This window comes from Chryseolinea lacunae (genome assembly GCF_016735595.1).
Lineage (GTDB): Bacteria > Bacteroidota > Bacteroidia > Cytophagales > Cyclobacteriaceae > Chryseolinea > Chryseolinea lacunae.
In genome coordinates, this window is the sequence record NZ_JAERRB010000005.1 from 187,809 (window position 1) to 209,111 (window position 21,303).

The 21,303-nt window shown below is 52.4% G+C and carries 20 protein-coding genes; 12 read left to right on the forward strand and 8 right to left on the reverse strand.

Annotation, left to right across the window (positions count from 1 at the left end; translation table 11 throughout):
* Positions 1–13: 13 nt before the first annotated feature.
* Entirely contained in the window at positions 14–253 is a 240-nt protein-coding gene (locus JI741_RS16350) for a hypothetical protein (RefSeq protein WP_202011442.1), read from the reverse strand.
* A gap of 133 nt (positions 254–386) precedes the next feature.
* Between JI741_RS16350 and JI741_RS16355 the strand changes: the two genes are divergently transcribed.
* The 6 genes from JI741_RS16355 (at position 387) to JI741_RS16380 (ending at position 4,634) form a co-directional block, all read left to right on the forward strand.
* Entirely contained in the window at positions 387–992 is a 606-nt protein-coding gene (locus JI741_RS16355; protein WP_236676109.1) for a phenylacetic acid degradation b, read from the forward strand.
* Between the two features lie 16 nt (positions 993–1,008).
* Entirely contained in the window at positions 1,009–1,764 is a 756-nt protein-coding gene (paaC, locus tag JI741_RS16360; RefSeq protein ID WP_202011444.1) for a 1,2-phenylacetyl-CoA epoxidase subunit PaaC, read from the forward strand.
* A 62-nt stretch (positions 1,765–1,826) separates the two neighbouring features.
* Positions 1,827–2,297, forward strand: a complete 471-nt coding sequence (locus JI741_RS16365; protein WP_202011446.1) for a DinB family protein — start codon at positions 1,827–1,829, stop codon at positions 2,295–2,297.
* Position 2,298: 1 nt separating this feature from the next.
* Positions 2,299–2,784: a 1,2-phenylacetyl-CoA epoxidase subunit PaaD gene (gene paaD, locus JI741_RS16370; protein ID WP_202011448.1), complete on the forward strand. Its 486-nt coding sequence runs from the start codon at positions 2,299–2,301 to the stop codon at positions 2,782–2,784.
* A 98-nt stretch (positions 2,785–2,882) separates the two neighbouring features.
* Positions 2,883–3,488: a hypothetical protein gene (locus JI741_RS16375; protein WP_202011450.1), complete on the forward strand. Its 606-nt coding sequence runs from the start codon at positions 2,883–2,885 to the stop codon at positions 3,486–3,488.
* A 30-nt stretch (positions 3,489–3,518) separates the two neighbouring features.
* Entirely contained in the window at positions 3,519–4,634 is a 1,116-nt protein-coding gene (locus JI741_RS16380) for an alkane 1-monooxygenase (protein WP_202011452.1), read from the forward strand.
* Between the two features lie 24 nt (positions 4,635–4,658).
* Here JI741_RS16380 and JI741_RS16385 read toward each other — a convergent pair whose 3' ends face one another.
* From JI741_RS16385 to JI741_RS16395, 3 genes are all read right to left on the reverse strand, one after another.
* Positions 4,659–5,786 carry an OmpA family protein gene (locus JI741_RS16385; RefSeq protein ID WP_202011465.1) on the reverse strand — a complete coding sequence of 376 codons (1,128 nt, stop codon included), beginning with the start codon at positions 5,784–5,786 and terminating at the stop codon, positions 4,659–4,661.
* An 80-nt stretch (positions 5,787–5,866) separates the two neighbouring features.
* Positions 5,867–6,961, reverse strand: coding sequence for a LysM peptidoglycan-binding domain-containing protein (locus tag JI741_RS16390; RefSeq protein ID WP_202011467.1), 1,095 nt, complete (start codon positions 6,959–6,961; stop codon positions 5,867–5,869).
* Positions 6,958–7,770 (reverse strand): DUF4905 domain-containing protein, encoded by an 813-nt coding sequence (locus tag JI741_RS16395; RefSeq protein WP_202011469.1) that lies wholly within the window; start codon positions 7,768–7,770, stop codon positions 6,958–6,960. The genes JI741_RS16390 and JI741_RS16395 overlap by 4 nt, the downstream gene beginning before the upstream one ends.
* A gap of 70 nt (positions 7,771–7,840) precedes the next feature.
* Here JI741_RS16395 and JI741_RS16400 point away from each other — a divergent pair, with 70 nt between their 5' ends.
* Together JI741_RS16400 and kdsB are read left to right on the forward strand one after the other, a co-directional pair.
* Complete coding sequence (locus JI741_RS16400) at positions 7,841–9,223, forward strand: NfeD family protein (RefSeq protein ID WP_202012024.1); 1,383 nt, start codon at positions 7,841–7,843, stop codon at positions 9,221–9,223.
* Between the two features lie 6 nt (positions 9,224–9,229).
* A complete protein-coding gene (gene kdsB / locus JI741_RS16405; protein ID WP_202011471.1) occupies positions 9,230–9,970 on the forward strand; it encodes a 3-deoxy-manno-octulosonate cytidylyltransferase in 741 nt (246 codons plus the stop codon).
* A 34-nt stretch (positions 9,971–10,004) separates the two neighbouring features.
* Here kdsB and JI741_RS16410 read toward each other — a convergent pair whose 3' ends face one another.
* Positions 10,005–11,003 carry an alpha/beta hydrolase gene (locus JI741_RS16410; protein WP_202011472.1) on the reverse strand — a complete coding sequence of 333 codons (999 nt, stop codon included), beginning with the start codon at positions 11,001–11,003 and terminating at the stop codon, positions 10,005–10,007.
* 164 nt (positions 11,004–11,167) lie between these two features.
* Between JI741_RS16410 and JI741_RS16415 the strand changes: the two genes are divergently transcribed.
* Both JI741_RS16415 and JI741_RS16420 read left to right on the forward strand, forming a co-directional pair.
* Positions 11,168–11,377 carry a hypothetical protein gene (locus tag JI741_RS16415; protein WP_202011474.1) on the forward strand — a complete coding sequence of 70 codons (210 nt, stop codon included), beginning with the start codon at positions 11,168–11,170 and terminating at the stop codon, positions 11,375–11,377.
* 80 nt (positions 11,378–11,457) lie between these two features.
* Positions 11,458–12,792: an APC family permease gene (locus tag JI741_RS16420; RefSeq protein ID WP_202011476.1), complete on the forward strand. Its 1,335-nt coding sequence runs from the start codon at positions 11,458–11,460 to the stop codon at positions 12,790–12,792.
* A 22-nt stretch (positions 12,793–12,814) separates the two neighbouring features.
* Here the strand turns inward: JI741_RS16420 and JI741_RS16425 are convergent, their stop codons facing one another.
* Positions 12,815–14,581 (reverse strand): discoidin domain-containing protein, encoded by a 1,767-nt coding sequence (locus JI741_RS16425; RefSeq protein WP_369411804.1) that lies wholly within the window; start codon positions 14,579–14,581, stop codon positions 12,815–12,817.
* A gap of 252 nt (positions 14,582–14,833) precedes the next feature.
* On the opposite strand from JI741_RS16425, the gene JI741_RS16430 reads away from it, so the two are divergent.
* Complete coding sequence (locus JI741_RS16430) at positions 14,834–17,290, forward strand: ABC transporter permease (RefSeq protein ID WP_202011480.1); 2,457 nt, start codon at positions 14,834–14,836, stop codon at positions 17,288–17,290.
* Between the two features lie 311 nt (positions 17,291–17,601).
* Here the strand turns inward: JI741_RS16430 and JI741_RS16435 are convergent, their stop codons facing one another.
* Both JI741_RS16435 and yiaK read right to left on the reverse strand, forming a co-directional pair.
* The gene (locus tag JI741_RS16435) at positions 17,602–18,696 is read right to left on the reverse strand and encodes a lipase family protein (RefSeq protein ID WP_202011482.1); all 1,095 of its coding nucleotides are present in this window, start codon (positions 18,694–18,696) and stop codon (positions 17,602–17,604) included.
* A 22-nt stretch (positions 18,697–18,718) separates the two neighbouring features.
* On the reverse strand, positions 18,719–19,738 hold the full coding sequence (gene yiaK, locus JI741_RS16440) for a 3-dehydro-L-gulonate 2-dehydrogenase (RefSeq protein ID WP_202011484.1): 1,020 nt from the start codon (positions 19,736–19,738) through the stop codon (positions 18,719–18,721).
* A gap of 236 nt (positions 19,739–19,974) precedes the next feature.
* Between yiaK and JI741_RS16445 the strand changes: the two genes are divergently transcribed.
* The gene (locus JI741_RS16445) at positions 19,975–21,303 is read left to right on the forward strand and encodes an ammonium transporter (RefSeq protein WP_202011486.1); all 1,329 of its coding nucleotides are present in this window, start codon (positions 19,975–19,977) and stop codon (positions 21,301–21,303) included.

Here is a 21,303-nt window from a genome sequence, read left to right on the forward strand (position 1 = left end):
ATGACTGTCCAACCTAATTCAACCGTGAAAAAGGTCCGGCCAGCAACAATACTTCTTTCCAAACGGCGGTGAATGCATCGTAGGGCGATTCGAAACAGCTTTTCAAATAGATCAGGCTGCTACTATCTTCCGGCAGTTCATTGTTGATCCACTTCAGAATATCATCGGCCAACAACAGCAATTCGTTGGAGTGATATTTCGGATGATACCTATAAAGAAGATCCAGAGCCCATAAAAAGTCGAGGTATTTCATAATACTTCTTGGTGGTGGTGGAAAAGTAACAACAATTGGCAGCGTATAGTTTTAAAAGTACACGAACGGAAACCGTCAATGGAAAAGGCACCCTGGCACAACCCCGAAACCGTTTCTAAACCAAAAGAAAAAATTGAAATCACTGGATCCCCGCGTTGAGCGCCTACCCGAAATCGGCATTCCCGAACAACCCCAGTCCAAACCGCCACTGGATCAGTTTGGCACGTTCGAAGTGTTTGTGCAACCCAAAGAAGGGAAACCTTTTCAGCATGAAGGCGCCGTGCACGCACCTAACCTGGAGATGGCCTATGTTCTGGCCAAAGAAACCTTTACGCGACGTTTTGTTTGCACATCGCTGTTTGTGGTGCTGACACAACACGTTGCCGTTTCGCCGTTTGCCGACCAAGGTGAACATGTGTTTACCCTTTTGAACAAAGCTTCCGCGGGAGGCACACAAGAATCGTATGAGATCTTCGCGCTAGCAAAACGTGGCAAACAACACACGCATGTCGGCAAGGTGCAAGCCACTAGTGCACAGGCCGCCATGGCTCAGGCCGAATCGTTGTTTGCCGCCGGGGCTGTGGTCATCAATCTGTGGGCGGCACGAACGCGCGACATCCGTTTCACCAGCACCGAAGAAAAAGATTTTTGGACGACGCTTCCGGAAAAAAAATTCCGCGACGCCTCCGACTACAAAGGCGGCGACAAGCTGAAAGAATTTTTAGAGCGCACCACCTGACAATAAACTCAACACGATGGAAAATGAAGCCTTGATTGAACTGCTTTATAAAATGGCTGACGACCAACTCATACTCGGCCACCGGAATTCGGAATGGACGGGATTTGGTCCTTTGCTGGAGGAAGACATTGCATTCTCATCGATGGCGCAAGACAAAGTTGGACACAGCCAGGCGCTGTATACGTTGCTGCATTCGCTGGGGGAACAAGCACCCGACACGATCGCGTTTTTGCGTTCCGCAGAAAAATTTCACAATTGCATATTGGTGGAGTTGCCCAACGGCGAATACGATTTCAGCCTCGTGCGGCATTTTTTGTATGACACGGCCGAAATGATCCGTTTCGAAATGCTGCGCGATTCCTCGTTCGTTCCGCTGGCACAACTGGCGCGCAAAATCCACGGCGAGCTGCGCTATCACACGCTTCACGCCAACACGTGGATAAAACAACTGGGTTCGGCAACCGAAGAGAGCATTTCCCGTTTGCAACATGCAATGTCGTTCGCGCTCCCTTATGCACTGGGCATTTTCGAAGCATCGCCCTACGAGCAAACGCTGATCGACACGGGCGTGTTTGCCGGCGAAAGGCAATTGCAGGAACGATGGATGGCAAAAGTCGCGGAAGTGCTGGCATCGACACAATTGCAGCTACCCGAGTGGTCGTTGCAGCAGGCCGTGTTGGGCGGGCGCGGCGGCCGGCATAGCGAGCACCTTGCACCGTTGCTGAACGAAATGAGCGAAGTGCTGCGCATCGATCCATCGGCCACGTGGTGAGTACATTTGAAGTAGAAGAACATAAAAATTTCACGAAGGATAAACAGGCAATCAACACAGGAATGAAACCTACGATCGACGAACTACGGCAGCTCATCAAAGACTACACGGCAAAATTCAGTGCCATACCCGAATCCGAATTTTCGGTGAAACCGTTGCCGCACAAGTGGAGCAAAAAAGAAGTGGTGGGCCATCTCATCGACTCGGCACACAACAACCTTCGCCGGTTTATTTGCGGACAATACGAACCCTTTCCGCCGCACATTGTTTATCATCAAGACTTTTGGGTGTATGCAAACGCCTATGGTCATGCGCCGCAGGAGGACGTGATCGTCCTGTGGAAACTCATAAATCACCAGCTGTGTACGGTTCTTGAAACCATGCCCGCCGAAAACTACGGACGCCAGTGCAACACCAGCAAAGACGGCACGCAATTGCGCACGCTGGAGTGGCTTGCCCAGGACTATGTGAAACACATGAAACATCACCTCAATCAGATTTTCCCAGGTTCGTTTGAGATCGCTTATACCTGATATGAACACGATGACCCAACGCGATATATACCACTGGCTGGAGACGGTGAAGGACCCGGAGATACCGGTGTTGTCGCTTGTTGACCTTGGCGTGATCACGGGTGTGACTGTGGACAATGATCGCGTGGCCGTTGAAATGACGCCTACATTTGTAGGATGCCCCGCATTGGATATGATGAAGCATGAGATCACCGAGGTGTTGACACAGCATGGCGCAAAGGCCGTGACCATTACCGTGAACTTTCGTGACCCCTGGTCGTCTGACAAGATTTCGGAAAAGGGCCGTGCGGCATTAAAACAATTCGGCCTGGCGCCACCCCCACAGGCGCAACTTGTCACCGACCTGGAGGTGCTTGAGCATGTGCCCTGCCCGCGCTGCGAAGGCACTCACACGGCGCTGAAAAATACCTTTGGGCCAACCCTGTGCAGGTCTATCCACTATTGCTACGATTGCAAGGAGGCGTTTGAGCAATTCAAACCCCTTTAAAATCGCAAAAAAACCTACATATCTTACAAACCGCCCAAAACCCAAATAACATTTCTTTTCTTTACAACGTATTCGACAACAGGAGTCCAACGTATAACATGAGAACTATCTTTCTGAGTCTTTTTATATCCAGTTGCGGAATGGTGGTGATGAGCTGTGGGGAGAAAAAAACGGAAGGCCCAGAAACCACGTTTACCCGGATCGATTCGCTTACCGACAGCTACCTGGCCTTGCAGGACAGCATGCTTCAGTCGTGGAATATGATGATCAACGACGACAACCAGAAGGTGAGCGCCATGCACAACCTGTTGCATGAACTGATTGTGTCTACGCCCGACAAACGCGAACAGCTGAAAGAATACGAAGAGCGTCTCAACCAACTGAGCCGCCTGCGCTACACCCAAAAATCCATGGGCAATGCCGATGTTGTGGAGGAATATGATTTCGCTTCAACATCCCTCATCACCGAGCTCATCAGCATGGCCGAAACCAAAGCAGAATTTACGTACAACACCACGCTTCAAAAACTGGTAGACGACATCCGGATGGCCGACCAGCGCGTGAATAACTATCGCGCCGAATACGACCTGATTACGGCCCGCTACAATACCTTCCTCGATAAAAACAGAGCCGACCTCAAAGAGATCAACCACGGCGATTCGCTGGAACTGAAGCCCTTGTTTCAGATGGTTTCGGTCGAATAGCCCCTCAGATTTTTTCGCTACATTCGGTGTATGAAAACGATGCTGCGCAAGATCGGCTTCTTCACCGCCTTCATCATTCCGGCGCTAACAGTATGGGGATTTTACCTCGGTAACCTCTGGAATTTTCTTCCAATCGTTTTTTCTTTCCTGCTCCTCCCCTTCATTGATCAGCTGCTCGGCACCGACACCTCGAACGTGCCCGAAACCAACGCCAAAGTTGTGGGTGAAGAATTCTACTATCGCTTTGTGACATACGTGTGGACCTATTTCCAGGTGGCGTTTTTGGTTTGGGGTGCATATGCTGTCACCTCCGGGAAGATCGACACCGCTGTGGAAGGCATCGGGTTTGTGATCAGCTTTTCGTTGGTGACGGGTGGCATCGGCATCACGGTGGCGCACGAGCTGGGTCACAAGAAATCGGCACTCGAACGGTTTTATGGCAAGTTGTTGCTCATCACAGTCTGCTATGGCCACTTTTATATCGAACACAACCGCGGCCATCATGTGGCCGTGGCCACTCCGGCCGATCCCGCCACGGCGCGCAAAGACGAGCCGTTCTATCACTTTTGGGTTCGTTCCGTGTTTAAAGGCTATGCACATGCCTGGAACCTTGAGAAGGAGTCGCTGCACCGGAAACAGCACAGCACCTGGAGTGTGAAGAATGAAATGCTTTGGTTTGCTGTTTTGCCCGTGGTGTTTTGTGGCGTGCTGACATTTGCCTTCAGCTATCGCGCCGGACATTTCGTGTGGCAGGTTCCCGCCTTCTTTTTCGCACAAAGCTTCTTTGCCTTCACACTGCTGGAACTGGTGAACTATGTGGAACATTATGGCATCGTTCGACGCGAGATCGCTCCCGGAAAATATGAGCGCGTGAACCCGCTTCATTCCTGGAACGCGAGTCACCTCATCAGCAACTTCTTCCTGTTTCAACTGCAACGGCACTCCGACCATCACGCGTATGCGCACAAACGCTATCAGGTATTGAATCACTACGACGAAAGTCCACAACTTCCGTTTGGCTATCCCACCATGATCATTCTCGCGCTGTTTCCCCCAGTGTGGTTTTCGCTGATGAACAAACGACTCGCCGCCTGGCGCGAAGACCACGCGACCACATTCACCCGATCGTCCGGCGTCGCTTCATAAAGGTGTCTTCGAAAAAAGGGAATTCTACTCCTTCACAAACGTGACCTCCACCCTGCGATTGACACTGCGGGCTGCTTCAGTTGTTGCATCCACCAGCGGCTTGCGCTTTCCATAGGCAAAGGTCTCGATGCGTGTGGACGCAATACCCTGCGATGTGCAGTAGGCGGCCACGGTTTTGGCGCGGGCCAACGAGAGCGCGTTGTTGTAACGATCGCCACCCACATCGTCGGTGTGGCCTGCGAGTTGAATGCGGGCTTCAGGGTGTTCTTCCAGCCAACCCACCAGCATGTCGAGTTGTTCGAACGATGAAGCCAGCAGTTTGTGGCTATCGAATTCGAAGCGGATGTTCCGGAGCACATAGTTTGTATTCCAGCGAACCCGCTCGGTAGTGAACGTGGGCGTGACGTTGGCCAGCAACAGATTTGCGCCGGCATATTTCGAGGTCACGCTCACATCGTCGATGTAGTAGTAGGCGGCGTTTGCAAGCATCTCCTGCTGGACGGACTGGAATTGAATTTTGTAGAACCGTGTTTCATCATCCAAAAAGAAATTGCCGATCAGAAGATATTGTTCACCGCCCCGCGCGCGATAGTCCAGCGCCCCGCTCTCCCAATAGCCGGTTCGTTTGGTTAAGGCTGAGTCCTGAATGACGGAGAGCACGGGTCTGGTGCGCAACACCCGGTCGTTTGTGATTTTGCGAAGTGTATCGGTGAGGTGGAGCCCCATGCGGTCGATGGCGTAGGCAGAATAGGACGCGAGCTTGTAGTGAAATTCGATGTGGTAGGTGGAGTCTTTCACCAGGGGTGTGATCAACGTGCATTGCAGGTATTCGCGGTAGTTTTTTCCGTTGTCCATCCAGGCATAGATGCCCGCATAGCCATTGCCTTCGTAGGCTTGCGACACGCCGGCCCAGTTGTAGGGCACGCCGCCTTCGCCGCGACTGCAGCCGTGGAAATGATCGGGAGTGCCGGCGGTGGCCGAATACCATCCTATTGCCTTAAACTCCGTCTGATGCTGTGCATAGCCGCCGGGGCATGCAGAAAATTCCTCAAAGCCTGGGTTGGTCACCAGATTTTGTGCCTGAAGCGTTGACACGGTCAGGCACAGCAGAAATACGACCCGGCGTATTCTTGAAAATAGAATTTGTTTCATGCAGGGGGCGATGTCCATTGTTTGCCAAAGGTCATTCCCACAGGTAAAAGAAAAATGCCTGAATTTATTGTGTGGCGGTGTTACTTATAATACGTCACCTCTACACGAAATTTCGGATCGATGGCGCCAAGGCGGTCGTAGGCCGATTTCGAAATGCGGATCACCAGTTTGTCGGTGAGGGCGGTGTCGGGAAGTTTGCCCATCACGCGCACAAACACTTCGCGGTTGTTCATTTCGTTTTTCACTTTCAGGATGGTGCCCACGGGTGCAGTGCGATGGAGCGCGAGGTATTTTCGGTTGCCATCGGTGCCTTCGATCAGTTCGGCCAGACCGGTTTGCACGATCTCGTCGCTGTTCTTCACCGATTCTGATATCGTGATGCTCGGTGCAGGGGTTGTCTCCTTCTTGGGTGGTGCGACGACCACAGGCGTTACGGTCTTTATCTCCGTTTTCGCCTCCGGTTCCTTCTTGATTTCAGGTTCTTTTATGGGATCCTTTTTCACTTCGGCTACTGGCGGCTGTGTAACCTTTACCTCCGCTGTTCCGGTCGGAGCAGCAACTTGCAATTCCTGACCAATGCTGATTTCGTTTCCTTCCAGCTTGTTCCAGTCTTTCAACTGCTGCACGGTGATGCCATATTGCTTCGAGATGGAGAACATGGTTTCCTTGGCGGCCACCACGTGTGTTCCCTTGTGAGTCGGGGTAACGGTTATCGTTGCCGTGGTGTGCGGCTGGGTTGGGGTGACTGGACGCGGAGTGGCCCCCTTTTTCACAACAATCTCCTGACCTATGGACAGGTTGTTGTCGGTAAGGTTATTCCACTGTTTTAGCTCGTCGACGGTGATGCCGTATTGGCGGGCGATAGAAAACATCGTTTCTTTCGCGGCCACCACGTGTGTGGTTCCGTCGGCCTTGCGGGGAGCGGTTGCTTTGGGTGTGTAGGGCACTTTGAGCACCTGGCCAATTTCCAGGCCTGCGTCGGCACCGGGGTTGGCCTGCACAATGGCGTCAACCGTGGCGCCATAGCGCTTGGATATGGCGTATAGGGTTTCTTTCTCGCCCACCTGGTGGAGGACGAAAATTTTCCCGTTGATGGTTTCTGTGCCTATGGAATCCTTCTGCTGTACGTGCGGATGAAAAAATGAGACACCCGCTAAAATCAGTTCGTTAATCATACAATCTTGTAACTATCCAACTCTACTCTATTCTTCACGAAAAATACGGAACCTGCGAGGAGGAAAAAAGTATCCAGACCGATTCCTTTCAGTGCTTCGTCTAATTTTTCTTTCAACACCACCTCACCTCCGTCGGATAGCACCAGCAAATGGTTCGCCAATTCTTTTTCACCGAGATAAAACGAGATAAAAATCAGAGAATCATGTTCCAGGTATTCCAACGCTACCACGGGCGATAAATTGAATGTAGTCTCCAAAAATGTTTTCACCGTGTGGAAGTAGGCATGGTCTGCGGGATATTGATGGGGCCGGTGGGCAACTTCCGTTTTCTCCGGTTCCGCAATGTCTGCTAAAGGTTTCACTTCCTGACCAGTCGCCACGGCCAGTACCACCTCGCGGACACCGTGTTTGGACGCCATGCCCCTGACCTGGCCATTGCCCACCGTGGTGAGTGCGAAGTCGTTGTGAAACCACATGATCTTTTTTTCGAAAAGATCGTAGGCCATAATGCCTTTGCGGTCGGGGTTGTTTGTTTCCAGATAGAGGGTGAAGATCACCGTGTGGTTTGTGACGGCAGCCAGGCTGATCCACCAGGGTTCGTCGAAGGTCAGGTTCTTCCAGAGCTGGCGGCCGGTGCGGGTTTCGAGGGCTGAAAACGAAACCTGCTGCACGTCGTGGCGGCGCACTTCCAGCACCATGATTTCGCTGTTTTCGGAAACGCTGGTGTTCCAGATCACGCCGTCAAAAACATGGGAAAAGTTAAATTCGATGCTGCGCCCCAACCGGTTTAAATCTTTAATTTTATGCAAATTAAAACAGGAATTCCGAATTCACGGAATTTAAACCGGATGCCTGATCCACCCGCGCCCCATGAACATCATGAAAAAAGTGACTACCCTCATCTTTTTTGTGTTGCCGCTGATTTCACTCCACGCCCAACACACCACCCCGGCCAAACAGACCCGGGTGATGGTGATGGACATTAAAGACGAAATCGATCCACGCATGATGCGCTCCGTGTCGCTGGGGCTCGAACATGCCGAAACAACAGAAGCCGACATCATCATCATCGAAATGGATACCTATGGTGGTGTGCTCACAGACGCCAAAGACATTGTCGACAAAATACTGAACGTGAAGAAGCCCGTGTGGGTGTTCATCAACTCCGACGCCGCATCGGCCGGCGCCCTCATCTCCATTGCATGCGACAGCATCTACATGTCGCCCGGGGCCAGCATTGGTGCCGCCACGGTGGTGGATGGCAGCGGCCAAAAGGCGCCCGACAAATATCAATCGTATATGCGCTCCATCATGCGCTCTACCGCCGAAGTGAACAAACGCAATCCCACCATTGCCGAGGGCATGGTAGACGAACAAGTGGAACTTGAAGGCGTGAAGAAAGTAGGACAGATCATCACCTTCTCGACATCGGAGGCCATTCAGCATGGCTATTGCGAAGGACAAGTGACCTCCGTAGAACAAATTCTCGCCAGGAACGGAATCAAAAATTATACGATCGACAAATTTGAATTGAGCACGGCCGACCGTATCGTGGCGTTCTTTCTCAATCCCTTCATCAGCGGTGTGCTCATTCTCATTGTGCTGGCCGGAATCTATTTCGAGATGCAGGCGCCGGGTGCAACCTTTCCCGGCATTGCCGCTGTGATCGCATTGGTGCTTTACCTGGTGCCCTACTACCTTAACGGCCTTGCCCAAAACTGGGAGATCATTGCCTTCTTTGTGGGCATCAGCCTCATTGCCGCGGAGATCTTTGTGATTCCGGGGTTTGGGGTGGCCGGCATTGCGGGCCTCGTGCTCACCATCGGTTCGCTGGTGCTGATCATGATCAACAACAAAGATTTCGATTTTGAATTTGTGCGCATGAACGACATCATCATTGCGCTGGCCGCCGCCACGGGCGGGCTACTGGGAGGCGTGGTGCTGTTCTTTGTGGGCGGCGCGCGACTGGCCAGCACACGCTTCTACAAACGCGTGGCTCTGACCGACACCCAGGACAGCAGCGAAGGCTACAACACCAACTTCAACAAACAATCAATGCGCGGCAAAAGCGGCGTGGCCCACACGGTGCTTCGTCCCAGTGGTAAGGTGACCATCGATGGTCAACAGTATGATGCCTTCACGCGGGGCGAATACATTGAACGCGGCACTACGGTGGAAGTGATTAGTGAAACCGGCTCCAGCCTACAGGTGAGACAAGCCCTCGAACTCCAAACTCAAACGCTCTCCGAACCCTTAACGTAATTTCAGATGAAGATTATCGGACTGATCCCCGCACGCTATGCGTCGTCGCGATTTCATGCAAAGCCCCTTGTATCCATTTCTGGCAAATCCATGATCCAGCGCGTGTGTGAACAAGCCCAGCGCGCCACGTCACTTTCGAAAGTGGTGGTGGCCACCGACCATGAAGACATCTATAACCATGTGAAATCCTTTGGCGGCCACGCCTGCATGACGCGCGAAGACCACGCCAGCGGCACCGACCGTTGCTATGAAGCCCTGGCCGCACAAGGCGAAAGCTTTGACTACGTGATCAACATCCAGGGCGACGAACCTTTTATTGAGCCCGACCAGATAGACCTGCTCGCCGCCACGCTCGACGGCAAAACAGAAATCGCCACACTCATCAAAATTGTGGACGACCCCGAGCAGTTGTTTAACCCCAGCGAAGTGAAGGTGGTGCTCAACACTTCGCGTGAAGCGCTTTATTTCAGCCGCGAGCCCATCCCCCACATCCGGAACATCGGCCGCGAAAACTGGATAGGCAAACATACCTTCTACAAACACGTGGGCATGTATGCCTATCGCGCCGACGTGCTGCACAAGCTCACACAGCTTCCTGTATCCTCGCTCGAAAAAGCAGAATCGCTGGAGCAGTTGCGCTGGCTTGAAAACGGTTTCAAAATCAAAGTGGTGGAAACGACAAAAGAAACGTTTGGCATCGACACGCCCGACGACCTGGTGAAGGCAGAAGAATTTTTGAGAAGCTAAGTCTAGGGACTTTTACGCCGGGAAACGTGTCAGGCTATTGCTTGACCAGTTTCAATTTTTCTATGCTGAATTTTTCAACGGCGGCATAAACACCTTCAAAGTCTTTGCATTTTTTGGCGAACCCGATGGGATGAACGCCCGCGTTGGGAATGGGCACAGCCGCTTTCATGTCTTCGGGTGTTCCCAACTTCTTGTGCATGTCCAGTATAGCGCTCACTTTCACGGTGGGGTCTTGCTCTTTTTCGTTTTTGTAATAATAAACAGAAAGCGACGGTTGTTTCACGCGTGCAAAAAGCTCGTCGGTCATGGTCTCCTCAATGAGTTCCTGCAGTTGGGTGGTGGCTTCGAGACGGTATTTGTTATACCAATATTCCGGAAAGTCGTTTGGCTTATCGCTCACCACATAGTCTCCGCCCTGCACTACGCGCGCGATCTGCAATCCCCAGGGGTTGTTGAGCAGAAATGCCGCGCCATTGTTGATGGCCACGTTGGGCGAAAGGTTGATGAGGGCATAGACGTCGTTGGGATATTCGGCGGCGAGCTTCAGGGCCAGGGTGCCCCCGGTTGACGTGCTCATGAGAATGACTTTGTCGCCCAGTTGTTTGCCGATGGCCAAGGCTTCTTTCGCACTTTCCCACACACGATCAACCGTGAAATTCAACAGGGCTTCCGTTGTATCGATGCCGTGGTCTGACAGTCGGGGAATGTAGAGGTTGCAGGCAAACGCTTTTGCGAAACGGTGGTGAATGGATTCGCCCTCCATGGGACTGGCCGAAAAGCCGTGCAGGTACACCAGCACATACTCGGTGCGTTGGGGCACGCTGTCGCGCCATTCGATGCGGCCTTCGTTGTCGGGCTTCAGTTTGTGTTTGGCGTCGTTGTTCTTCACAAAATCGACCAGCGCGGCGGGTTCGGCGGGAACCACAGGCATGGTCAGGGTCAGTTTAGGCTGGGCCGGCTCCGGACCGAGAAAGTAGACGCCCACGACCAGCAGAATGGGAAAGCTGATCTTCAAAAAACGTTTGGAGGCCATGATGTTTCGGGTTAATGCTAAGGGAAAGATAGGGAAACCACTTTCCAATCCCAATGGCGCAGAAAGGCTTCATGATTATATAACCTACCGTGTAGGGCAAAATAAAACAAAGCAGACTGCGTTTATGGATTTGGCGCCGGTCTGGCATCCTATTTGAAACGTCTATGATTGTTATGAAATCGCAAAGAACATTCCTTTTCACTATTTTGGCAGTAGCCATCATTTTGCTGGCGGGCTATGTGTATCGCCGGATCGAGCCGTCTTCTTCTCAAAACAAAGCCGTTCACAAAGAAAACCAACTTCGTCTTCCGCTCCGGAAGGTCCAACGTGCTGTGGCTTTCGTCCAGCCAAAACCTGCCTGCCGCCTGCGCTAACACTGCGGCTCGTTTGTCGCATCCTGTTTTTGATCTATATTGATGGCGCCCTTTCGGGGTTTGCTTAACTGCCGCCGTCTATGACAAAGATTACCGGGAATGAACCTGCACGCCACGAATTGAAAAAAGTGCTCGGCGTTGGCTTTGGTGTAGCCGTGATGATTGGTGGCACCATCGGTGCTGGCATCCTTCGCACCCCGGGCACCATCGCCCTCCTGCTCGACAACTATTGGCTCATTGTGCTTTGCTGGCTTTTTGGTGGCGCGTATGTGCTGCTGGGGGTCAGTTCCTTTTCTGAGATGTCTACCATCATGCCCAAGGCCGGTGGTCCCTACAACTATGCCATGCGTGCGTTCGGAACGTATGCCGGGTTCCTGATTGGCTGGCTCGACTTCCTCATCAACGCCATAGCCCCTGCTTATTTTTGTATTGTCATCAGCGAATACCTGTCGCTGTTGTTTCCGGTCATGGCCGGCTATGAATCGCTGGTGGCCGTGAGTTTCCTTTTTGTGTTCACCTTGTTTCACCTCGGTGGTGTGCAGCGCGGCAGCATCGCGCAGCAAATCATGAGTCTCGCCAAAGTGCTTTTTTTTGTGGTGCTGATCGGTGCGTGTTTCCTGGTGAAGGTCGAACATAGTGCACTTAGCCAACCGTTGCCTCCGCTGAAGGGTGGTGTCATCATTGCCATTCTCAAGTCGATGCAGCTGATCGTGGGCGCATACGACGGCTGGTGGTCGGGATGTTTTTTTGCCGAAGAAGATAAAGATCCAGGAAAAAATATTCCCCGTTCGCTTTTCACCGGCGCCATCACGGTCATTCTCATCTATGTGATTTTCAACATCGCGTTATTTTATGTGTTGCCCATCGGCTCCATCTCCACCTCAACGCTGCCCGCATCTGACGCTGCAAAAGTTGTGTTCGGATCTTCGGGTGCCACGTTTGTGGTGGTGCTGGCTGTGGCATCGCTTGTGAGCACGCTCAATGCGTATATGATGATTCCGCCCCGCATCCTGTTTGGATTGAGCCGCGACAAGTTTTTTGTGAATCAGGGAACGTTCGTGAATAAAGGAGGCACGCCGGTGGTCACGTTGCTTTGTTCGTCGGCGCTCGCGTTTGTGCTCATTCTGCTGGGTTCGTTTGAAGCGTTATTTTCGTTAAGTGCTTTCATTTCCCTCATCGTGCTGGGCTTCAGCTTTGCAGCGCTCGTGAAGCTGAGAATTTCGGAACCCAACCTGCACCGCCCCTATCGGGCACGCGGCTATCCCTACACGTCCATCGTTGTCTTGCTGGTTACGCTGGCGTTGTTTGTCGGCTTTGCCATCAGCGATCCGTTCAACCTCATACTCATTGTCATCATCACAGGGTTGACATATCCAGCCTACTGGCTCTTTGTGAAGCGTCGCGTAAATTCCTGAGTCGCCTTTTCTTTTATTGTTCTCACGGCACAAAAACCGTTTCGCTTTTTTGCGACACGCCATTCTCGTTGAAAGCTTCTATTGCAAAATAGTATGACACGCCCTTCGACAAGGCGCGGATCTCTTTCACAGAAGGTTCGTCTCCAAAAATCTGATAGGTCTGATAGAGCTTTTCACGGCCAATGCCCCACAAAATATTATAGCCAACAGCACCCGGCACTTTCTGCCAACGCACAAAAGCATTGCGTGGATCTGCGTCCCGCACGGCGGTGAATTGTGCCGGTGTCTTCGGCGGTTTTCCAAACCCGTTGCCAAAGATGCGCAAGTCGCTAACGGCGAGATTAGGCGACGCCACGTAGCCATGTTCGTATTTTATGTAGCGTGCGCGAACGGGCATCGTCAAGGGCACGTAGGCGTTGGGGCGGTCGCGTTTCTTTTCGCGCGACAGGTCGGCGACGAGGTCCCATTGTTTGCCGTCGCGCGAGGCATAAAGTTTGAATTGTGTATAGACTCGGGCCGAATCGTTATCAAAAATATCAGACTTGTAGTCCGTGTAGTTCACTTGGATGGCTTTCACGCTTTGTTCTTTTCCCAAATCGACGGTGATCCATTCGCCGGGTTTGTTTTGTTTCGCCACCCAGAATGTTCGCGGGTTTTCGTCGGTGAGGTTGGCTGTAGCAAAGGTGTCGCGCACCGAAGACGCTGTGGCGGGTTTGCGATAGGAAAGCAACATCCAGCCGAGAAAGAGATCGTCTTTGTTGTTCCATTTTTTGTCGGGCAGTGCGTGGGGCAGATCGCCAAAGCGTGTGTTGGAAAACATCTGTCCGTCGGCGTCGAAGCCCGCGGGGAACATGGCGATGCGGCGTTCGAAATTCCAGTTCACGGCAATCCAGGGTGTGCCGGTGTTCCAATAGTTTCCATGCTTGTCCTGAAACGTGTTGCCATGCCCCGCGCCGGTCACAAACCCACCGGGCTTGTACGACACCGGATTGTAGGGTGCATACGTGAAAGGTCCCAACGGACTGTCGCCCACATAGGTGCCGTTGGCGTACACATTATACTCTGTGCCTGGCGCGCCATACTGAAGATAATACTTGCCGTTGTGCTTCGTCATCCAGGCACCCTCCATGAATGGCTTGATGTTGCTGCGATGGTCGCGGCCGAAGCGTTCCCAACCGTGTTCTTCAGGATGCAGATAGAGCATAGGTTTGTAGTCGCCTTTGTAGCGCAAGCGCGCGTGTTTTTCGAGTTCGCTTCCATACATCGGGTAAACATTTGACGAGCCCCAATACATGAACCAGCGATTTAACTCTTCGTCGTAGAACAACGCAGGGTCCCAGGGGCCAACTTCCTTTGGCAAGGCCGGTAGCCAGCGGTTGTAAAACTTCAGCTTTCCTTTCTCGGGCTCGAGCGAATAGAAAATGGGGCGTTGCTCAAAGGTGGATTGAAAAAGGTAGAGCGTGTCTTTCACCGACATGGCGGCCGGGGCACACATGTCCTCCATAGGCCACTTGTCGGGCACGATATAGTGCCACTGCAAAAGGTCGTAGGAGTGCCAATAGCCACCCGAGATGGTAACGAACAAAAAATACGTGCCCTTGTGGTTCACGATGACAGGGTCGGCGCCGGAACGATACGAGATGCTGTCGTTCAGTTGTTCGTAGTTATATTTATAATCAATGTCGATGGGATTGCAGTAGGTTTTTTGCGCCTCCACCGGGCATCCCGCCACCGACGCGATTAATCCCAACATAATACTCCGGACAAGACTGACTTTCGTTACCTTCATGGGCATGTAGTTTCGGTAGAGTGAAGTTAAAACATTTGCCGGATGACCTCGCTGCCGCCGTTGGCTTTGGATGCCAGCTGTGCCCGGAAGATCCCTCTACGTCATATGGCCGGACATGCCGCTGCACAGATCCGAACACTTTTTAATAGTCTACCCTGAAAATTTCCCTGGAATGCATCTTTTTACAAAATGCATGGTCTTTGTAACGTTGTTGAAATTCAGTCACCCGATCCTTGCTAACCCCTTTGCCCTATGATTCAAAATTATCTGAAAGTAGCGCTTCGCTCCATTTTCCGGAACAAGCTCACGGCCTTCATCAACATAGCCGGCCTGGCGCTGGCCATGATGTGCTGTGTGATGATTTACCTGTTTATCCGCGACGAAATGAGCTACGACCGCCAGCACCGTGCGGCCAACCAGATCTATCGTGTCACACGCAATTTTCTTTCCGACGACGGCACGCCCAACCTTCACCTGGCCAACGTTGCGCCGCCCATCGGGCCTTTGCTCAAAAACGACTTTGGTGAGATCAAGGTCCTGGCACGCACCGTCAACTTTGGGTTGGTGATGGGTCTTGAGGAGAACGGGAAGCTGGAAAAAAATTTCTCGGAAGATCACCTCTTTCTTGCCGAACCCGGCATCTTCAAAATATTTGATTTCCAAATTGTGAATGGCGATCCGGCCAAAGCGCTGGAGCGTCCGTTCACTGTGATGCTTTCGCGGAAGTCGGCCCTGAAGTTTTTTGACGACGTGAATGTGATCGGCAAACGCCTTCGCGCCAACAACCAGTTTGACCTGGAAGTGACCGGCGTGTATGAAGACCTGCCCACGCAAGCGCACTGGCATCCCGAATACCTGGTGTCGTTCACCACGCTGGAGAACGACAACATATACGGTCGTAAAAATCTGGAAACCAACTGGGGCAACAACTCCTTTGGAACCTATATGTTGCTGGAAGAAGGCACCGACCCAAAAAAGGTAGAAGCGCGCTTCCCCGATTTTCTCAACAAACATTTTGGCAACTATGCCCGCGCCAATTGGGGTGTGCCCGCCGACTGGATTGCTTCCAAGTCGACCACCCTATTCCTGCAGCGCGTCACCGACATTCACCTCCGTTCCCACCTCGACGACGAACTGGAAGTGAACGGCAACATCAACACGGTCTATATGATGGGCGTGATTGGGTTGTTTATCATTCTTATTGCCTGTTTCAATTTCGTGAACCTCTCCACCGCGCGCGCCACCAAGCGTGCAAAAGAAGTGGGCTTGCGGAAAGTGGTAGGTGCCTTCAAGGGGCAGCTCATCAGCCAATATCTTAGCGAGTCGGTGCTCATTGCGTGTTTCGCGCTGGTGTTGGGAACAGCGCTGTCGTTTCTGGCGTTGCCGTGGTTAAATTCCTTTACGGGAAAAGGCCTTAGCCTCAATCCGGTTTCGAACTGGCCCTTGTTTGTGGGGCTTGTTGCTTTTGCCGTGCTGGTGGGTTTGCTCGCCGGTGTGTATCCAGCGTTTGTGGTGTCGGGGTTCAAGCCTGCGCTGGTGTTGAAAGGACAGCAAGGATCGCTGCGCGGAAAAGGAACCATCCGCAAGGTTCTGGTGGTGGCGCAGTTCGCTATATCGATCGTGCTCATCATTGCTACAGCCATCACGTTTCAACAACTCAACTTCCTCAACACGCGCGACCTGGGGTATGACAAAGACCAGATTGTGACGCTGCCGTATTACGATGAACTTGAACCTACTTACGAAGCGTTCTACAACGAACTAACCAAGTCGTCACAAATTAAAAATGCGTCGCGGTCGTCGCGCCTTCCCACGGGCAGACTACTGGACAGCAACGGCTCGCCGCTCATTATGAAGGGCGACAGTCTGGTGTCGTCGAATATCACCACGAAGTATGTGGTGGTCGACTACGAATTTTTCAACACGTTCGACATCACGCTGGCCGGTGGACGTGGTTTCTCCAAAAGTGTTCCGACCGATGACTCACTGGCGTTTATCGTGAACGAAACTGCGGCTGAACAATTTGGCTGGAAGTCGCCGGGCGACGGTGTGAACAAGGATTTTAATTATGCGGGCACTACCGGAAAGCTGGTGGGCGTGGTGAAAGATTTTCATTTCGAATCGTTGCATCAGGCCATTGTGCCGTTGGTGTTCTTTCCCCGGAAAAATGGATACAACAGAATTGCCGTGAAGATTGCCGGCAAGAATGTGCAGGAAGGCCTGGCGCATGTTGAAACCGTGTGGCGCGAGTTCCTGCCCAAGCGACCGTTCGACTATCAGTTTCTGAGCGAGCGTTATCATCAGCTCTATGACTCCGAGCAAAAACAAAGTCAACTGTTCACCATCTTTGCCGGGCTTGCCATTTTCATTGCGTGCCTCGGCTTGTTTGGGCTGGCGGTATTCAACACGCTGCAACGCGTGAAAGAGATTGGCATACGCAAAGTGCTTGGTGCTTCGGTGCCGAGCATCCTGGGCCTGCTCTCCAAAGAGATTGTGATCCTGATCCTGATCGCCAACCTGCTGGCATGGCCGGTGGCGTGGTATTTCATGAAGCAATGGCTCAACACCTTTGCCTATCACATCGACATGAACCTGGCGGCTTATCTGCTGGCCGCCGTGGCCGCCATTCTGGTGGCACTCATCACGGTGAGTTCGCAGACCATCAAAGCTGCCATCAGCAATCCATCGTCTACACTTCGCTATGAATAACAAAAAAATATCCGGCCCAATTGGTGGGCCGGATATTTCAAAAATCCTCATTCAATTTTATCATTCAAGTCAAAAATCTCGCGAGGACATCAATCGACACGTTTCAACACAGTTCACCTGCGCGATTGGTTGACTTGATTGATACTGATAAAATTTCATTGGGACTAGACATTTGTACCTCCTTTCTTTTCGTGGAACATACACAGCAGCGAAACAGCGGACCGCTGCGGGGCTACGGCGGATGACGCCCGTCATCGACATGAAGAACGCCAAAAAATTCAAATTTGTTTGCCGCGGATGAATTTAATTTTTCAGTCGGGCAGTTTTTCGGCCAGATAGAAGTAAGGATCGAATAAGTGGTGGTTAAAGATTTTTTCTTTGCTGTCGGGAAACTTTTTATAATATTCTTCATCCGCCAGCAGCACCACGAATGCGCCGGTACGCACATAGTGCGTGGAGTGATAAAATTCGGGCACCACAAATCCCGGGAGCTGCTTCTTCACTAGCTTTGACAAAAATCTCCCCAGGTACTTTTCATACTTCCGTTGTGCTTTCCGCGGCGGTTTTTCCAGTTGATTATAAACATGCCTCAGCACGACATCTTTGGGAAACTTTAGCTTTTTAATGGCGGGCCGGGCATTCGCGAATGCGTTGGTTTTGTTGAAGTCGTTCACGGTCTGAATGGTGATGGGCGTTTCCGGCACCCAGTCGGCGGAGTTCACCACATTAAAGGCCCATCCTGAAGTTGTGGCTTCATACTCATATGCGTAATAGAGATTGCCCGGTTTGGGACCGGCACTGCAATAGGTCTTGAATTGAATATCGGCCGGCAAAAGCTTTTGTTGCTGCAAGCTGCGCAAGTGCGAGGTGAGCAGGTATGAAATGGCACCGCCCTGGCTGTGCCCCACAATGATAAAGTCTTTCATTCCAGTCTTGTAGCACGAATCGATTTTCGGAACGATGTCGCGCGAGAGAAAACCAGTGGCGATGAGCCAGCCCACGTGCACGGCGGCTTGTGGCTGTTGACTGAGCGCATAGGTGAATTCGAAATCACTGGCCAACCTGATCTTGCCTTTGGCGGGAACCATGGCGGCATAAAAGTTTTCCAACCACCCCGCAGGCTTCACCGTTGTGCCCCGGATACTGATCACACCAATGCCTTCTCCATCGGTCCACAAATCCCAGCGGTTGTCAAGGCCTACCACTGGTGATCTATACGTTTTTTTGAATTTAGCGGGCAGCGGCAATTTCAATATCGCTTCTGCCGTGTCGTAATGCCTTGCCGTGGCCCGGAGCACTTCTATGTATTCAGCTTTTTGAAAGCCCGGTTTCAACTTTTGCGCTTGCGCGTAGCTGATGGTTAATACGACAAGGGCCACGATGGCGGGAAGGAATTTTCTTTTCATGATACACAAACATTTTTAGACGCTATAAGTTTTCGATTTCATCCCACACACTTTTGAGCACAGGAATGCCCTGGTCCGTATTCTCACTACGCACGGCCAGCACACGTTCGCCGGGATAGATGACGGGCGTTTTGCCTGCGGGTTGTGATTGATGATAGTCATCGACGATTTGTTGCAGGGCCGTGGCTATGGATTGATAGTTGCCCAGCTTTGACAAATCGATCGCGATGAACACCTGCGAAATGCCGGTCTCTGCTTTTTGTTGCGAGATGCCCGCCGTTGACAAACCGCCGGAGAGAATTGCGGCCAGCATGTCGAGCAGCAACGAGAGTCCCGACCCTTTCCAATAGCCGATGGGCAACACGCGCTGCGATTCGCGAATGGCGGTTGGGTCGGTGGTGAGCACACCTTCTTTGGTGAAGCCACCGGGCACGGGCAACTGCTGATTTTTGAGTTGATAAAAATCGAGCGCGCCATAGGAGTATTGCGACATGGCCATGTCGAGCACGATGGCGTCGTTTTGAAACGGAATGGCGATGACGAGGGGGTTGTTTCCCAACTTTGCGTCGAGGCCACCCCAGGCCGGCATGTTGGCGGTGGTGTTGGTCCAGCCGATGAACGCGAATCCTTCGCGCGCGGCTTTCCATCCATAGGTGCCGCCGCGCATCCAGTGGTTGGTGTGGGCCAGGGCCACGCAACCCATGCCCTGCACGCCGGCGATGTCCATGGCGCGGCGTGTGCATTGCAGGGCGTTCAGCGGGCCTGCGCCCGATTGTCCATCCCATTGTTCCAGGCATCCGGCGGCGTGGCGCAGCACGGCTTCGTTTTGCGGAAGGATGTGTCCTTCGCGGGTATACTTTATGAAACGGCTGAAGCGGTTCACGCCGTGGGTGTAGACGCCGTCGACACTGTTGGCCGTGAACACTTCGGCGCACACTTTTGCTTTTTCTTCGGAGAATCCAGTTTGCCGGAGAATCTTCAAAAAGCGGGCTTCCATCGTTGATTTTGGAATGCGTATAAATTCTGGTGTTGCTTCAGCCATGCCTTGTTATCGTTTGTTAGGTTCTAAAATTAATCTGATTTAGCAGTTTTCGATCTGTTTCTTTTCACGCATGGGTATATTTAGACCCTACGTTTTGCAGATCGCTTCAAACTACTTTATTTTGCCTCCGAAAATAAGGCAAGTCTCTAGACAGCCACGAAGCTTTTCCGGATGGGAAATGCTTACAATTTATAGAGATCCTTATGAATTGCTACAACCAACCCAATCTGCCTGTAATGAAAATTACTACACGCTTCTTTTTGCTTCTGGCGTTCCTCGTCCTTCCAGCATCTTCTTTAATAGCGGGCGAAGCCACGCCGGTAATCGACTCCGGTGCCACAGCCTGGATGCTGACGTCTGCCGCCCTTGTGCTTCTGATGATTCCGGGTCTGGCCATGTTTTATGGTGGACTGGTGCGCACCAAAAACGTGCTGGGCACTATGATGCACAGCTTCGCCGCCATGGGCATCATGACGGTGCTGTGGGTGGCCTGCGGCTATAGCATGGCCTTCGGTCCCAGTGTGCTGGGCGGTTGGTTTGGGTGGAGCGACGACTACTTTTTCCTGGGTGGCATAGACGACAAAGTGATGCCCGCGGGCATTCCGGAATATGTGTTCTCGATGTTCCAGGCGAAGTTCGCCATCATCACACCAGCACTCATCGCGGGTGCCTTTGCCGAACGTGTTTCGTTTAAAAGCTATTGCATCTTCATCGCCTTGTGGGGCGTGTTGATTTATAATCCCCTCTGCCATTGGGTGTGGGCATCCGATGGATTCCTTTTCAACCTCGGTGCAAAAGGTGCCATCGATTTTGCGGGGGGCACTGTGGTGCACATCTCCGCCGGTGTGAGCGGTCTTGTGGCCGCCATCTATCTGGGTGCGCGCAAATCGTTTCCGCATTTGCCCATGCGTCCTAATAACCTTGTGATGACCATGATTGGTGCAGGTTTGTTGTGGGTGGGTTGGTTTGGCTTCAATGCCGGCAGCAGCATTTCCAGCGGACTGAGCACAGCACAGGCATTGACCGCCACACAGGTGGCCGCTGCCGCCGGTGCACTCACGTGGATTATCATTGAAGGATTGCATCAGGGCAAAGCCACTGCTGTGGGATTTGTGAGCGGCATCCTGGCGGGCCTTGTGGCCATTACGCCTGCCGCAGGCGTGGTGAAGCCAGTTGGAGCCCTGGCGCTGGGCGCACTCGCCACCGTGATCTGCTACCTCGCCATCATCCTCAAAAACAGACTTGGCTATGACGACACGCTGGATGCCTTTGGTATTCACGGCGTGGGTGGAATTGTGGGCGCTATCTTCCTGGTGTTCTTTATCCGCGACAGCTGGATGGCCGAAGCCGCCACCGTTGCCGGCAGCTGGACTGTTTGGCAACAACTTGGTGTGCAGGCCCTGGCTGTAGGCATTGCCATCGCCTATGCGGGCATCGGCACATGGATTATATTAGTGGTGCTGAACAAGATTGTTCCGCTACGCGCCAATGCCGAAGCGGAAATGCGCGGGCTTGACAACTATTATCACGGCGAGCGTGGCTATGGCATGACCAACCCGAGCTAA